General features: G+C 66.4%; 13 protein-coding genes and 1 pseudogene. 7 read left to right on the top strand and 7 right to left on the bottom strand.

What is annotated here, in order from left to right; all coding sequences use genetic code 11:
* A pseudogene (locus NKF06_RS06175) lies at positions 1 to 173 on the top strand (SIMPL domain-containing protein); the annotation flags it as partial.
* 141 nt (positions 174 to 314) lie between these two features.
* On the opposite strand, the gene NKF06_RS06170 reads toward NKF06_RS06175, so the two are convergent.
* A complete protein-coding gene (locus NKF06_RS06170) occupies positions 315 to 1,292 on the bottom strand; it encodes an NOG1 family protein (protein ID WP_253244841.1) in 978 nt (325 codons plus the stop codon).
* Between the two features lie 210 nt (positions 1,293 to 1,502).
* Between NKF06_RS06170 and NKF06_RS06165 the strand changes: the two genes are divergently transcribed.
* Together NKF06_RS06165 and NKF06_RS06160 are read left to right on the top strand one after the other, a co-directional pair.
* The gene (locus tag NKF06_RS06165; protein WP_004976340.1) at positions 1,503 to 1,865 is read left to right on the top strand and encodes a DUF5518 domain-containing protein; all 363 of its coding nucleotides are present in this window, start codon (positions 1,503 to 1,505) and stop codon (positions 1,863 to 1,865) included.
* Between the two features lie 137 nt (positions 1,866 to 2,002).
* Positions 2,003 to 2,779, top strand: a complete 777-nt coding sequence (locus NKF06_RS06160) for a hypothetical protein (RefSeq protein ID WP_253244840.1) — start codon at positions 2,003 to 2,005, stop codon at positions 2,777 to 2,779.
* Between the two features lie 39 nt (positions 2,780 to 2,818).
* Here the strand turns inward: NKF06_RS06160 and NKF06_RS06155 are convergent, their stop codons facing one another.
* Positions 2,819 to 3,316: a DUF367 family protein gene (locus NKF06_RS06155; protein ID WP_042662239.1), complete on the bottom strand. Its 498-nt coding sequence runs from the start codon at positions 3,314 to 3,316 to the stop codon at positions 2,819 to 2,821.
* A 116-nt stretch (positions 3,317 to 3,432) separates the two neighbouring features.
* Between NKF06_RS06155 and NKF06_RS06150 the strand changes: the two genes are divergently transcribed.
* On the top strand, positions 3,433 to 3,786 hold the full coding sequence (locus tag NKF06_RS06150; protein ID WP_042662240.1) for a nuclear transport factor 2 family protein: 354 nt from the start codon (positions 3,433 to 3,435) through the stop codon (positions 3,784 to 3,786).
* Positions 3,787 to 3,852: 66 nt separating this feature from the next.
* Here NKF06_RS06150 and serS read toward each other — a convergent pair whose 3' ends face one another.
* Entirely contained in the window at positions 3,853 to 5,235 is a 1,383-nt protein-coding gene (gene serS, locus NKF06_RS06145) for a serine--tRNA ligase (RefSeq protein WP_042662241.1), read from the bottom strand.
* A gap of 107 nt (positions 5,236 to 5,342) precedes the next feature.
* On the opposite strand from serS, the gene NKF06_RS06140 reads away from it, so the two are divergent.
* From NKF06_RS06140 to NKF06_RS06130, 3 genes are all read left to right on the top strand, one after another.
* Positions 5,343 to 6,251, top strand: coding sequence for an MBL fold metallo-hydrolase (locus NKF06_RS06140; protein WP_253244839.1), 909 nt, complete (start codon positions 5,343 to 5,345; stop codon positions 6,249 to 6,251).
* A gap of 132 nt (positions 6,252 to 6,383) precedes the next feature.
* Complete coding sequence (locus NKF06_RS06135; RefSeq protein ID WP_253244838.1) at positions 6,384 to 8,384, top strand: long-chain fatty acid--CoA ligase; 2,001 nt, start codon at positions 6,384 to 6,386, stop codon at positions 8,382 to 8,384.
* Positions 8,385 to 8,513: 129 nt separating this feature from the next.
* Complete coding sequence (locus tag NKF06_RS06130; protein ID WP_253244837.1) at positions 8,514 to 10,421, top strand: cation:proton antiporter; 1,908 nt, start codon at positions 8,514 to 8,516, stop codon at positions 10,419 to 10,421.
* Between the two features lie 50 nt (positions 10,422 to 10,471).
* Here NKF06_RS06130 and NKF06_RS06125 read toward each other — a convergent pair whose 3' ends face one another.
* The 4 genes from NKF06_RS06125 to NKF06_RS06110 form a co-directional block, all read right to left on the bottom strand.
* Positions 10,472 to 10,642 (bottom strand): hypothetical protein, encoded by a 171-nt coding sequence (locus NKF06_RS06125; RefSeq protein ID WP_004976349.1) that lies wholly within the window; start codon positions 10,640 to 10,642, stop codon positions 10,472 to 10,474.
* A 159-nt stretch (positions 10,643 to 10,801) separates the two neighbouring features.
* The gene (locus tag NKF06_RS06120) at positions 10,802 to 11,935 is read right to left on the bottom strand and encodes a thiolase family protein (protein ID WP_042662246.1); all 1,134 of its coding nucleotides are present in this window, start codon (positions 11,933 to 11,935) and stop codon (positions 10,802 to 10,804) included.
* Positions 11,936 to 12,065: 130 nt separating this feature from the next.
* Positions 12,066 to 12,239: a hypothetical protein gene (locus NKF06_RS06115; RefSeq protein ID WP_172795732.1), complete on the bottom strand. Its 174-nt coding sequence runs from the start codon at positions 12,237 to 12,239 to the stop codon at positions 12,066 to 12,068.
* A gap of 2 nt (positions 12,240 to 12,241) precedes the next feature.
* A complete protein-coding gene (locus NKF06_RS06110) occupies positions 12,242 to 13,996 on the bottom strand; it encodes a ferredoxin--nitrite reductase (protein ID WP_058825899.1) in 1,755 nt (584 codons plus the stop codon).
* Between the last annotated feature and the right edge of the window lie 140 nt (positions 13,997 to 14,136).

The raw sequence follows: 14,136 nt of genomic DNA, 5'->3' as shown, positions 1-14,136 counted from the left end.
CCGGCCTGACCGTCACGGGCGTCCACACCGCCACCGTCGGCGGCAGCGCCTCACCCGGCCCGTACCCGGTCGCCTACGCCGAGGACGCCGCCCGCGCCTCCGGGTCGACCGAACTCTCGCCCGGCCCCGTGACCGTCTCGGCGACCGTCCAGATGGTCTACGAAGCCGAGTAAGCACCCCACGCCCCGCTGACTGAACTCGCGGTTCAACCCACCCGCGCCCTCATTTCTCCGATAGCTACCCCGTAGCCGCGGCTCTCCCGTCGAGGTACTGCGGCAAGACAGAACCGACAGAACCGAAAAATCCCGCGTCGCTTACTCGTTGCGCGACGGCGGGATGTCGGGTTCGAACCCGATGGCCTCGACCGCAGCGTCGAGGACGGCCTCGACGTTCTCGCCCGTCTCGACGCTCATGTAGAGGTCGGCCTCCATGTCGGTCGAGCGGTCGCTCTTGTTACAGACGGTGAGGACGGGGATGTCGCGCTCCTCGAAGCGCGCCTTCACGGCGTCGCGGAGTTCGAGTTGCGACTCGATGGGGTAGCCACACGCCCCGCTGGCGTCGGCGACGAAGATGACGGCGTCCGCGAGGTGTTCGAGGGCGCTCACGGCCTGCCGCTCGATGTCGTTGCGCTCGTCTTCGGGCCGGTCGAGCAGCCCCGGCGTGTCGATAATCTGGTAGCGGATGCGGTCGCGGTCGAAGTGCCCGATTTGGACGCCCTTCGTCGTGAAGGGGTAGCGGGCGATTTCGTTCGACGCGCGGGTCACGTCGTTGACGAACGAGGACTTCCCGACGTTCGGGTAACCGGCGACGACGATTGCCGGTTCGTCCGGGCGGATGTCGGGGAGGTCTTTCAGGGCGTCGCGCGCCTCGCCGATGCGGAACAGGTCGTCTTCGACCTCCTCGACGACGCTCGCCATGCGAGCGAACGCCTGCTTTCGGTGCTTTCGCGCGAGGTCCGCGTCGGTCTTGCGGAGCTTCGGCTGGTACTCGCGGGCGATGTTGTCGACCTGCCGGGAGGCCCACATCACTTCCGAGAGACTCTTTCGGACCTCGTCAACGTCGACGATGGCGTCGGCGAGTTCGTAGTAGAAGGGGTCAACCGTCTCGAAGTCGGGCCACTCGACGACGATGTTCTCGAGGTTGTCGGAAAGGATGTTCGACGCCGTCTGGAGCATCGACTGCTGAGCCTCCAACTTGTTCTGCTTCGCTCGCCCCGTGCGCGCGGCCCGCGAGAAGGCCTTGTCGATGAGTTCGTCCGACCGGGGCGTGGTCGGGAGAGACTCGAAAATCATTGCAGTCCGCTACATGGCCGAGCCGTAAAAGCGCGTCCGTTTGGGGCTCGGCGCTTCGAGCGGTGGATTCTCCGTGCAGGTCTCACGCACGGTTCGACTGGAAGCGAGGGGGTCGCGGCCGGACCGGCTCGCGGGCGCTGACGTGAGCGAGCGGCCGAGCACCTACCGACCGCCACGAAGTTCTTGCCCGCCCGCGGCCTACTTCGACCCATGACTGACTGGAAAGCGGTCGCTGTCGGGTTCGTCGTCATCGTCGTCGTCGGCACCGGCGGACTCGCGCTCCCGCTCATCGGCCAAATTGGGGCGGGTCTCCTCGGTGGCTTCGCGGCGGGCTACCTCGCGGGCGGCACGCTCGGTAACGGCGCGTGGAACGGCCTCGTCGCGGGGTCCATCTCGGGTATCGTCGTGACGCTCCTCGCGGCCCTGCTCGGGAGTCTTCTCGGACTCGCCGGTGGGCCGCTGGGTGGCCTCCTCGGCGGCGTCGGCGTCCTCGTCGCGGGCGTCGTGTTGACGCTCATCTTCGCAATCGACAGCGCCATCGCCGGGGCTGTCGGCGCGTGGGTGAAGGGGTAGCCCGACAGCGCGGGGCCGCGACCGCGACCTCACCGAGTTCGATAGTCCAGAAATCGGGGTTTAGCATGGTCCTAAGCCCCATTATTTCACGTAAACTGTCTCGGGTCTCTAAGGGGGAGGGACCACACCCGACGGCCATGGGTAAGGAGTCAACGCACACCCGTCGAAGAACCCTCCAATCGATTTGCGGTGTCGCCGTCGCCGGCCTCACCGGTCTCGCTGGATGTAGCTCGTCCGGGGACTCGGACCAGACGACGCGAACGACCGACGCGGGGACACAGACCACGACCGAGACGCAGACCACGACGACCGCGAACGAGACGACTGCGAACGAGACGACCGAACAGGAGGAAGAAACAACCGAAAGCGGGCTCGAAGCCGCCGACTTCGTCGAGAACCCCGAGGAGATACACCCGACGCTGGTCGAGGAGACATCGGTCCCCTCGGACGAGGTCTTGCTCGGCTTTCGGCTCGAAGACTCGTCACTTCCGTTTACGACGGAGGTGTACCGCGCGCCGGACGACGCCGAAGTGCAGGCGACGGAAACGTACGACACCCAAGACCTCTCGCAGGTCGACTTGCTCCCCGAGTCGCCGCAGGCGCTCGACACCGTCGATACCGACCGCGAGGACATCCACTACGGGACGACGACCATCGGAGAGCCGCTGAAAGTCACGCTCGTCGCGCGCCACGACAGCGACACTATCGACTGGAGCGCGTGGTCTCGCACCGGCTATCCGTACGACGGTCACGACGAAGAAGACCCCGCGCTCGAAGTCGACTGTTACTGCGGCGGGATGAACTACACCGCGCCGAGCGGCGGGACGTGGGCGCGAGTGATTCAAGTGACGCCGACCGAGCGCGTCGACACCGGGACGACCGTCGCGCTCAACTGGACGTCGAGCCGACTCTGAAGGCGGAATCGACGCGGTTCGCCGCTCCGTAGTCGAGTGTTACTCGCCGCGTTCGAGGTACTCCCGCTGAATCTCGACGACCTCGGTCGAGTCCGCACACTCCGAGTACCGGCGCAGCGGTTCCTCGTTGAGTTCGAGGAACGTGTGGCCCCAGTTGAACTTCGAGAGCACGTCTTCGGCCCGCTTCTTCTCGCCGAAGATGACGAGCGCGGCGGCTATCGCCTCGACCGTCGTCAGTTGCATCGGGCGGCCGAAGTTCACGGGGTTGGCGGCGACGAGATACGGGAGCGCGCGGTGCTCGCCGGGGAGCGAGAACATGGCCTCGCCGGCCGACTCCCACGAGCAGTCGAGCGCGACGAGCGCGCCCGTGTCCGCGTCGGCTGGCGACAGCGCCCTGTCGGCGTGGGGGTTGAGCACGACGCCGTAGGGGGTCTCGCGGTCGGAGCCGTGGAGGGCGGCCATGTCGAAGCGTTCGAGCTTCTTCGCCGTGCACTTCTTCGGGTCGTCGTCGCCCTCGTATCGAACGTGCAGGTCCACACCCAGGGTACGCGACTGGCCGAGAAAAGCGTCCCGAACGCGGTGTCGGCGCGCGCGACGCGAGGGGCGAGGCGAGCCGGCGTCGGATTCTTCCCGCCCGCCGACGAAGAGTGGGCGTGCATCCCGACGCGACGTATCTGGCCCGGCAGTACTACACGGCGCTCGACCACCACGGATACGACATGCTTCGGAATATCCTCGAACCGGAGTTCGTCCAGCACCGCGGCGACATGACGCTCTCGGGGCGCGAGGAGTTCGTCTCGTTCATGCGGGACGACAGGCCGCAGAAGGACACGCGACACGTCATCGAGCGCTACATCCAGTCGAAGTCCGACGACGAAATCGTCGTCCGCGGCCACCTCGAAGACCGCGACGGCGACGAACTGTTCGTCTTTCTCGACCGGTTCCGTGCCCACGACGGGAAGCTCTCGGACCTGAAGACGTTCGTCAAGTCATCGACGGCGAACTGACGGCGCGAGTCGCGGGAAAGACGAGAGAAAGAACAGAAACTCGCGGTCGCGGCGTGCGTCAGTCGCTCAGTCCTTCTTACCCGCACCGACGGCGGCCTCGCCGACGGGCTCGTGGCCCTCGATGACCTCGCGGCCGCCCATGTAGGGCTGGAGCGGTTCGGGCACGTCGACCGTGCCGTCCTCGTTTTGGTAGTATTCGAGCAGCGCGACCATGACGCGGCCGACGGCCGTGCCCGACGCGTTGAGCGTGTGGAGGTACTCGGCCGACTCGTGGCGCTCGGGGCGGTAGCGGAGGCCGGCGCGGCGCGCCTGGAAGTCCTCGAAGTTCGAGGCCGACGAGACCTCAAGCCAGCGACCACCCTGTTCGGGGGCGTCGTCCGACTCCGTGCCGGGGGCCCACACTTCGAGGTCGTAGGTCTTCGCCGACGCGAAGGTGAGGTCGCCGGTGCAAAGCGAGAGGACGCGGTACGGCAGGCCGAGGCGGTCGAGCACTTCGGCGGCCTCGTCGACGAGCGCTTCGAGCCGGTCGTACGACTCCTCGGGCTCGACGAAGTTGACGAGTTCGACCTTGTTGAACTGGTGGACGCGAACGATGCCGCGGGTCTCGGTCCCGTGTTCGCCCGCCTCGCGCCGGAAGTTCGGCGTGTAGGCCTGGTGCTTCAGCGGGAGGTCGTCCTTCAGGAGAATCTCGTCGCGGTACATGTTCGTGACCGGGACCTCCGCGGTGGGACAGAGCCACAGGTCGTCGTCCTCGTAGTTCTCGGTCTCCGAGCCGCCGATGCGGTAGGCGTCCTCGGCGAACTTCGGGAGCTGACCGGTGCCCTCCATCGAGGTGGTCTTGACCGGAATCGGCGGGAACAGGTCGACGTACTCCTGTTCGCGGTGCACGTCGAGCATGAACTGGACGAGCGCGTGTTCGAGCATCGCGCCCTCGCCTTTCAGGAAGTAGAAGCCCGAGCCGGTGGTCTTGGCCGCGCGACCCTCGTCGATAATGTCGAGTTCCTCGCCGAGGTCGTAGTGCGGCGTCACCTCGTCGGGGAGGTCGCGCAGGTCGTCGAAGCCGACGCGGCGGACCTCCTCGTTGTCGGCCTCGTCGGCCCCGACCGGAACCGACTCGTGGGGGAGGTTCGGCAGTTCCATGAGCGCCTCGTCGAGTTCCGCTTCGAGTTCGTCGGCGCGGGCTTCGAGCTCCTGTAGCTCCGTCTTGAGTTCGCCCGAGCGGTCGATAGCCTCCTGGGCTTCCTCGTCTTTCCCTTCTTGCTTCAGCTGACCGATTTTCTGGCTGACCTCGTTGCGCTCGTGGCGGAGGTCGTCGCCCTCGGCCTTCAGCGAGCGCCACTCGTCGTACACGTCAAGGACGCGGTCGATGTCCACGCCCTCCATGTTGCGGGCGGCGAGCGCGTCGCGAACTCGCTCCGGTTCGTCGCGGAGCAGTTGCCTGTCAATCATTGGGCTGTGGTTTCCGGGCGGGCGGGAAAATCGTATCGCATCGCCGAAGGACGGGGGCGAGAACGCGGCGGCCGAACGCTTTTCTTCCCCGGAGACGGCCGTCAACTATGGCTATTGGCGACGTCGAACCCGTCCCGGACAGCACGGACCTCTACTACGTCGACAGCGGCATGTACGAGGTCGAGAAGTACGGCTCGGTCTACCTCATCGACGCCGAGAGGCCGGCGCTCATCGACACCGGCATCGCCGCCGACAGGGAGGCGGTCTTCGGGATGCTCGACGAGGTCGGCGTCGACGACCTCGCGTACATCCTGCCGACGCACGTCCACCTCGACCACGCGGGCGGCGCGGGCTACCTCGCCGAGCGCTACCCCGACGCGACCGTCATGACCCACGAAATCGGCGCGCCGCACCTCGTGGACCCGTCGCGGCTCATCGAGGGCACGAAGGCGGCCGTCGAAGACCAGTGGCAGTTCTACGACGAACCGCTCCCAATCGAGGAAGAGCGCGTCGAGGGCCTCACCGACGGCGACGAAATCGACCTCGGCGACCGGACGCTCACGGTCCACCACGCACCCGGTCACGCGCCGCACCAGGTGATGTTCCACGACGACGGCGACGACGTGCTGTTCGTCGGCGACGCGCTGGGCATCTGGGAGCCGAAGTCGCGGACGCTCCGCCAGACCTCGCCGCCCTCGCAGTTCCACCTCCAGAAGGCGCTCGACGACGTGCGGACCATCGAGGACATCGACCCCGAGACGGTCTGTTTCGGCCACTTCGGCCCGAAGCCCTACGACACCGACCTCGCGGAGGCGTACAAGCGCGTCCTCGTGGAGTGGGTCGAGGCCATCCGGCAGAAGCGCGCGGAACTCGACGACGACGAGGCCGTCATCGACCACTTCGTCGAGCACAGCCAGATGGCCGAGGTGTGGGGCGAGCGGAAGGCCCGCGACGAAGAACGCCTGAACACCCGCGGCGTGCTCGGCTACCTCGACTACATCGGCGACGACGAGTGACGCGCTGACACTACCGCCGCCGACCCAAAAGCACCGCGCTCGGGTTCGAAATCAGCGTTTCCCCGCGCTATCGCGGTGTTTCAACAGACCCAACGTACATAGTTTTAAATGTTGAATCATTACTAACAGAACATGGACTGGCGGGACGCGGAGGCGGCGTTCGACGACCCTGTCATCGAGCGGACGACCCTCCCACGGATGTTCGAATCGAGCGCGTCGCGGAACGCCACGCGAGTCGCACAGCGGTACAAAGGCGGCGTCTACCGGCGGTCGCTGGTCGCCGAGGGCGTCGTTCCCGCGGCCCCCGACGGCGACTACGCCGACCTGACCTACGAGGAGATGCGGGGCATCGTCCGCCGCCTCGCGGCGGGGTTCCGCGACCTCGGCATCGAGGCCGGCGACCGGGTCGGTATTCTCGCGCACACGCGCATGGAGTGGGCCCAGACGGACTTCGCCGTCCTCGGCGCGGGCGGCATCGTCACCACGGTGTACACCTCGTCGTCGGAGCGACAGGTGCAGTACCTGCTTTCCGACCCGGGCGCGAACGCCGTCGTCGTCGAGAACGAGGAGCTACTGGAACGCGTGCTCGCCGTCGAAGACGAGTTGGATCTACGGTTTATCATCGTCGTGGACGAGTACGACGGCCACGACGACCGCGACGACGTGCTGACGCTCGGTGAACTCTACCGCCGCGGCGAGAAGGTGTACAACGAGGCGGCCTACGAGTCGTGGCTGGACGAGCGCGAACCAGAGGACCTCGCCAGCCTCATCTACACCTCGGGGACGACCGGCCAGCCGAAGGGCGTCCAACTCACCCACTGGAACTTCCGGTCGAACGTCAACGAGAGCTATCGGCGCTTCGGTCCGCGCCCGGACAAAGGTGACACGCCGGTCATCGGCCCCGACTCGGTGGCGCTGTCGTTCCTACCCCTTGCCCACGTCTTCGAGCGCATGGCCGGCCACTTCATGATGTTCGCGGCGGGCGCGGCCGTCGCCTACGCCGAGAGCCCCGACACGCTCCGCGAGGACTTCCAACTCGTCCGGCCGACGACCGGGACGAGCGTCCCGCGGGTGTACGAGAAGCTCTACGACGCGATTCGGGCGCAAGCCAGCGAGTCGCCCGCGAAAAAGCGCATCTTCGAGTGGGCCGTCGGCGTCGGGCAGGCGTACCACACGACCGACGCGCCGGGCTACCTGCTCACCGCGAAACACCGCCTCGCCGACCGCCTCGTGTTCGGACAGGTGCGCGAGGCGCTCGGAGACAACCTCGAGTTCTTTATCAGCGGCGGCGGGAGCCTCTCGGCCGAACTGTGCGCGCTCTACCACGCGATGGGCCTCCCAATTTACGAGGGCTACGGCCTCACCGAGACCTCGCCCGTCATCTCGGTCAACCCCCCTGAAGAGCCGAAAATCGGCACCATCGGCTATCCGCTCCGGAACGTCGAGACGAAACTCGACACAACCGTCGTCGGCGACCAACTCGGGGACGCGGGCGGCGAGGTGGGCGAACTGCTCGTCCGCGGGTCGAGCGTCACCGAGGGCTACTGGAACAACCCCGAGGAGACCGAGGCGGCGTTCGTCGAGGACGACGAGGGCAATCGCTGGTTCCGCACCGGCGACGTGGTCGAACTCCGGCCCGACGGCTACATCACCTTCCGCGAGCGCGCCAAGCAGATTCTCGTCCTCTCGACCGGGAAGAACGTCGCGCCCGGCCCCATCGAGGACGCGTTCGCCTCCTCCGCGGTGGTCGAACAGTGCATGGTCCTCGGCGACGGTCGCAAGTTCGTCTCCGCGCTCATCGTCCCCAGTTTCGACGGCCTGCGGAAGTGGGCCGACGAGGAGGGTATCGACCTCCCGGAGGACCCGAAAGCCATCTGCCGCGACGACCGGGTGTACGAGCGCATCGAGGCCGAAGTGGAGGCGGCCAACGAGAACTTCGAGTCCTACGAGCGAATCAAGCAGTTCCGCGTCGTTCCCGAGGAGTTCACGGAGGGGAACGACCTGATGACGCCGACGATGAAAAAGAAGCGCCGGAACATCCTCGACCGCTACGCCGACGAGGTGTCGCTCATCTACGACGAGGACCGCCGGATCGAAGAGCGTCGGGGCGGCGGGCGAGCCGCGACCCAGTGAGATCGGACAGCCGAAACGTCCCCAGCCGTGTTTTCGCCGAACGCCCTCCCGAGTCCGCGGAGATACCGCCCGAGATGTGTGGACTTATCTTCCGTCGTCACATGGACCGAATCAATGGAGGCGATATAAGTGGCCGCAGCAGGAGGAGCCAACCTCATCCCGCTCGTCGCCGCGATAATCGGCATCGGCGTGGTCTCGCAGGTGCTCTCGGACCGATTCCAGGTCCCCAGCGTCGTGTTCCTCATCGCGTCGGGCATCCTGCTCGGTCCGGAGGTCCTCGGCGTCATCTCTCCCGGCTCGTTCGGGAACGCACTACAGGCCATCGTCGGTCTCTCGGTCGCTATCATCGTGTTCGAGGGCGCGTTCCACCTTCGAATCGACAAGCTACGGGAAGCGCCCGCCGCGACGTTCCGACTCGTCACCGTCGGGGCGATAATCGCGTTCGTCGCAACGGGCGTCGTCGTCCGCTACGCGCTCGGCGCGCCGTGGCCGGTGTCGTTCCTCGTTGGCGCGCTCCTCGTCGCGACCGGGCCGACGGTCATCGCACCGATTCTCGAAGTCGTTCCGGTCCGCGACCGGGTCGGCGCAGCGCTCGACACGGAAGGTATCGTTAACGACGTGACGGCGGCCATCGTCGCCGTCGTTATCTTCGAGGCCATCCTCGAAGGCGTCAGTAGCCCTGACGCCCTCGTGGTCCTGTTCGCCGAGCGCCTCGGCGTCGGCGTCGTCATGGGCGCAATCGTCGCCGGGGCGCTGTACTACGCGCTCCGGTACGTCGATCTCTCGCCGGGCAACGCGCCGCAGAACGCGCGCCTGCTCGTCCTCGCCGGCGCGCTCGTGTCCTACGCGGCCGCCGACTACGTCGCCACGGAGGCCGGCATCGCCGCGGTGGCGACCGCCGGCATCCTCCTCGGTAACGCGGACGTGCCGTACGAAGAGGAGATTTCGGCGTTCAAGGGCGACATCACGCTGCTCGTGCTGTCGTTCGTCTTCATCGCCCTCGCGGCGCTGTTGGACTTCCAGAACCTCCTGAACCTCGGCGTCGGCGGCCTCGCCGTCGTCGCCGCCGTCGCGCTCGTGATTCGACCGCTGTTGGTCTTCATCTCGGCACGCGGCGACCGGTTCACGAGAGAAGAGAAGCTCTTCATGAGCTTCGTCGGCCCGCGCGGCATCATCCCCGCGTCCGTGGCCTCGCTGTTCGCCATCGCCCTCCAAGAGGAGGCGACACGGCTCGCGGCCGAGGGACTGACCCAACAGGCCGCCGCGCTGAACCAGAGCGCCTCGATTCTCGTCGGCACGGTGTTCCTCGTCATCCTGACGACCGTCGTCTTCGAGGCCGGCCTCGCTCGCCAGATCGCAGAATACCTCGACGTCATCCCAATGCGTGTACTCATCATCGGAGGCGGGAAAGTGGGCCGTGCGCTCGCCGAACGCCTCGCAGACCGCGGAGAGAACGTGGTCCTCATCGAAGAGGACCAAGAAGTAGTCCAGACGGCCCGGAACATGGGCTTTACCGTCCATCACGGCGATGGAGCCGACACGAGCGTCTTACGCTCCGCGGGGGCCGCGAACGCCAAGTTCGTGGTCGCCGCGACCGGCGACGACGACGTGAACCTGCTCGTCGCGCAGTTGGCGAATTCGAAGTTCGAACCCGAGAGCGTCCTCGCGCGGGCGAACAACCCCGACAACGTCGAGGCGTTCGAAGAACTCGGCGTCCGGACTATCTCGTCGACCATCGCCACGGCGCAGGCGCTCGACAACTACATCGAGCGCCCGTCGATGTCGAACTGGATGGGTGAAATCGGCCGCTCCGGCGACGTTCAGGAGGTTCAGGTCACCGCCGAGAAACTCGTCGGTCGAACCATCCGAGAGGTCGGACCGGAACTGCCCGACGGCTGTCTCATCACGCTCGTCTCGCGGAACGGCGACACGACGGTCCCCAACGCGGAGTTCACGCTCCAAGAAGGCGACCGCATCACCATCATCGGTGAGCGTGAGGCCGTCCGAGACGCAGAAGAGTTAGTCAACCCCGAGTAGCGGCTCTCGCCGCCCGCTTGGTTCGGTTTTTTCGCGTCGTCCCCGACCAGTCAGCGCCGCGCCCAGCGGACGAACACCGCCCAGTAGCCGACGGTGAGCGCGACGAGAACGTACCAGACGGGCGCGCCGAGGTCGGGCCTCGGGACGAACCCCGCGGAGGCGGCCCCGGCAGCCGCCAGCGCCGCGAAGGCCCCCGACAGTACGGTCGTCGTGAGATTCATCACCGCGATATTCCCGACTTCCGGAGTATGAACGTGACGGAAGGCGCACGTATGTTTGTGAGCGATAGCCGAGGTCAGCGGTTCGGGGAACCACTGACACGCAGTCCACGAATTTCGCTCGCTTCCCGGGACGGATCAGGGTGAAAAACGCGGGTGAACCTACCGACTGAACTCGATTGCCGCTCCTTGGCCGAAGCCGACGCAGAGCGACGCGAGGCCGCGGTCCACGTCCCGCTTTTGCATCTCGTGGATGAGCGTCACCGGCAGGCGCGCGCCGGACGCCCCGAGGGGGTGGCCGAGCGCGATTGCGCCGCCGTTGACGTTGAGTTTGTCCGCGTCGATACCGAGTTCGCGGCGGGAGTACTCACACTGGCTGGCGAACGCCTCGTTGATTTCGACGAGGCCGTAGTCGTCGATGTCGGTGCCGGCGCGGTCGAGGAGGCCGCGGGTGGCCGGGACCGGACCAATCCCCATGACCGTCGGGTCGACGCCGGCGACGTTGTTCGTGCCGACCGAGGCGAGCACGTCGAGGCCGTGTTCGTCCGCGAACTCGCGGCTAGTGACGAGGACGGCCGCCGCGCCGTCGGTTATCTGCGAGGAGTTGCCGGCGGTGACGGAGCCGTCGCCCGAGAAGGCGGGGTCGAGGCCGCCGAGAATCTCCATCGAGGTGTCGCGGCGGATACCCTCGTCCTCGGTGACGACGCCATCCTCCGTCTCGACCGGGACGATTTCGTCGTCGAAGCGGCCCGAGTCGGTCGCCTCGGCGGCGCGCTGGTGGCTCCGGAACGCGAACTCGTCTTGGGCCTCGCGGGAGACCTCGTACTCGTCTGCGACCTTCTCGGCAGTCATCCCCATCTGGAGTTGGAAGATGTTGTACTGCTCGCTCAGTTCCGGGTGGAGGTGTTGGTAGGAGTCGCCGTCCATCGGCACGCGGGACATGCTCTCGACTCCGCCGGCGACGATGCACTCGCGGTTGCCGGCGGCGATGGCGTCGGACGCGGAGATGATAGCCTGCATCGAGGAGGCGCACCAGCGGTTGATGCTCGTCGCGGGCGTCCCCTCGCCGAGGGCTGACAGGAGCGCGATGACGCGGGCGACGTTGTTGTCCTGTTCGGTGCGCTGTTGGGCGACGCCCCACATCAGGTCCTCCACGTCGTCGGGGTCGACGTCGTGTTCGTCGAGGATGTGGTCGATGAGCGTGACCGAGAGGTCCTCGCTTCGAACGTCTTCGAACACGCCGCCCGCCTTGCCGAACGGCGTGCGGTACGCGGCCGCGATGACTGGCTCTGGCATGGCACATCATCAGGGTTCGAACACCATAAATAGTTTAGAACTCACTATTCGTCGTAACGAGTTGTTCTTCGGGTCGAAAAACGCCGAGAAAACGGTGAAAGTGGAGACGACGGCACCGAGTCTCGGAACGTCAGGAACGAGTGGCGGAGTCGCTGTCCGGCCGACCGGGGATTCCGCCGGTACCCGCGTCGGCGACTGTTGGCTCCGCCGGGAAGAGCTCCGGCGCGACGTCCGCCGAGGCGTGCTCGAAAGACACGTCGGCGGCGTCGTCAGCCGGGTTGTCAGATGCGGTGCGTTCGGTCATGGTCAGTCGCTCGTGACCGGCTGTTCGGCCTTCGCTTCCTCTTCGGCGAACGGGTACCACGACTGCTTGGCGTCGTGCATGTACGGCGCTTCGAAATCCGTCTCCTCGGGGACGCAGTACTCGGTGACTGCCTCGGTCCCCTCGGCTTCGACCCACTCGCGGAACGTCTGTCCGGGCTCGCGGCGCTCGGCGAACGCCTCCACGAGCGAGGCGATGGCACCCGGGACCTCGTCGGCCGGGATGCGCTGTCGAACCCACTCGACGAACGACGGGTCCTCGCCGATGCCGCCGCCGACGCCGATGTCCATGGCCTCGACCATCTCGCCGTCCTTCTGGGCGCGCATGCCGAACAGGCCGATGTCGGCCGTGTTCGCCTGCCCGCAGTCGGCGGTACAGCCGGAATAGTGAATCTTCAGTTGGCTCACGTCGTCGGGTACGTCCACGTTGTCGCGGAGCCACCGGAGCATCCGGGCGGTCCGGGCTTTCGTCTCCGTGAGCGCGAGCGAACAGAACTCCGTGCCGGTGCAGGCGACCGTGCCGCGCTGGAACGGGTTGGGTACGGGCGTGTGCTTCCCGAGGAGCGGCTCTGCGAGCAGGTCGTCGAGCTTCTCCTCCGGCACGTCCATCAGAAGCGGGTTCTGGCGACGGGTGAGACGGACCTCGCCGGACCCGTACTCGTCGGCGATGTCGGCCAGTTCGATGGCGTCGGACGCCGTGAGCCGACCGACCGCGACGCTGAGGCCGACGTAGTAGTCGCCGTTGGCCTGCTCGTGGACGCCGACGTGGTCGTGTTTCCCGTCGGACTCCGGGCGGCCCGCGTTGTAGGTGTACTCGTCGCGGATGTTCTCGCCCGCAGACGGGAGTTCGAAGTCGACGTACTCCTCCTGGAGCAGGTCGCGAATCTTCTCCGTGCCCCACTCGTCCACGAAGAAGCGACTGCGGGCGCGAGCCCGAACGTCGCGGTTACCGTGTTCGTGGTAGAGTTCGACGAAGCCGCGGACGACCTCGTAGGCGCGCTCTTCGTCGGCGACGAAGATGTCGAGGTCGCGAGCGACGCGCGGCTTTCGGGAGCCGAGGCCGCCGCCGACGCGGACGTTGAAGCCGGTGACGGTCTCACCGTCAATCTCCTTCTTCGCGGGTTCGAGCCCCACGTCGTTTATCGAGTCCTGCGCGCAGCCCTCGCGACAGCCAGTGACGCTGATGTTGAACTTCCGCGGCATGTTCGACAGGGCGTCGTTTCCGCGGAGGTCCTCCTGGAAGCGGTCGAGAAGCGGCTGGGACTCGACGAGCTCGTGTTTGTCGCGGCCGGCGACCGGACAGCCGGTGATGTTCCGCATCGTGTCGCCGCCGGCGGACCGCGAGGAGACGCCCGCCGCTTCGAGCTTCTCCCAGACCTCGGGGATGTCTTCGAGTTCGAGCCAGTGGAGCTGAATCGACTGGCGCGTCGTCAGGTCCAACCAGGCGTCGCCGAACTCGGGGTTCTCGACCGGCCCGGACGCGTAGTCGCGCGCGACCTCGCCGATGGCCCGGAGCTGCCCCGGTTCGAGGACGCCGTTGGCGTTCGTCAGCCGCATCATGAAGTACGAGTCCTGGCCCGTCCGCTGCTGGAAGACGCCCCAGAACTTGAAGCGCGTGAACCACTTGTCGCGCTCGTCTTCGGGGATTGCGTCGACGCCTTTCTCGGCGAACTCCTCGATCTTCTCGCGAACCGCGTCGCCGTAGAGCTCCGACTTCCACGCTTCCTTCTTACTCGCCATTTCCGACCACCAGTGGGCAATCATCCACTATTCCTGTGCGTTTGTTTGCGAACTTGGTCATGTTTCGTGATAACACGACTCGACAGAGGTTCATAAGAGTATTCGTTGAGAATCTTTAGAAATCGGCCCCATAAGCCGTA

Origin of the sequence: Haloferax sp. AB510, from assembly GCF_024136985.1 — an archaeon.
Taxonomy (GTDB): domain Archaea; phylum Halobacteriota; class Halobacteria; order Halobacteriales; family Haloferacaceae; genus Haloferax.
The sequence above is the reverse complement of the archived record's forward strand: the minus strand, read 5'-3'. Positions and strand labels throughout refer to the sequence as shown.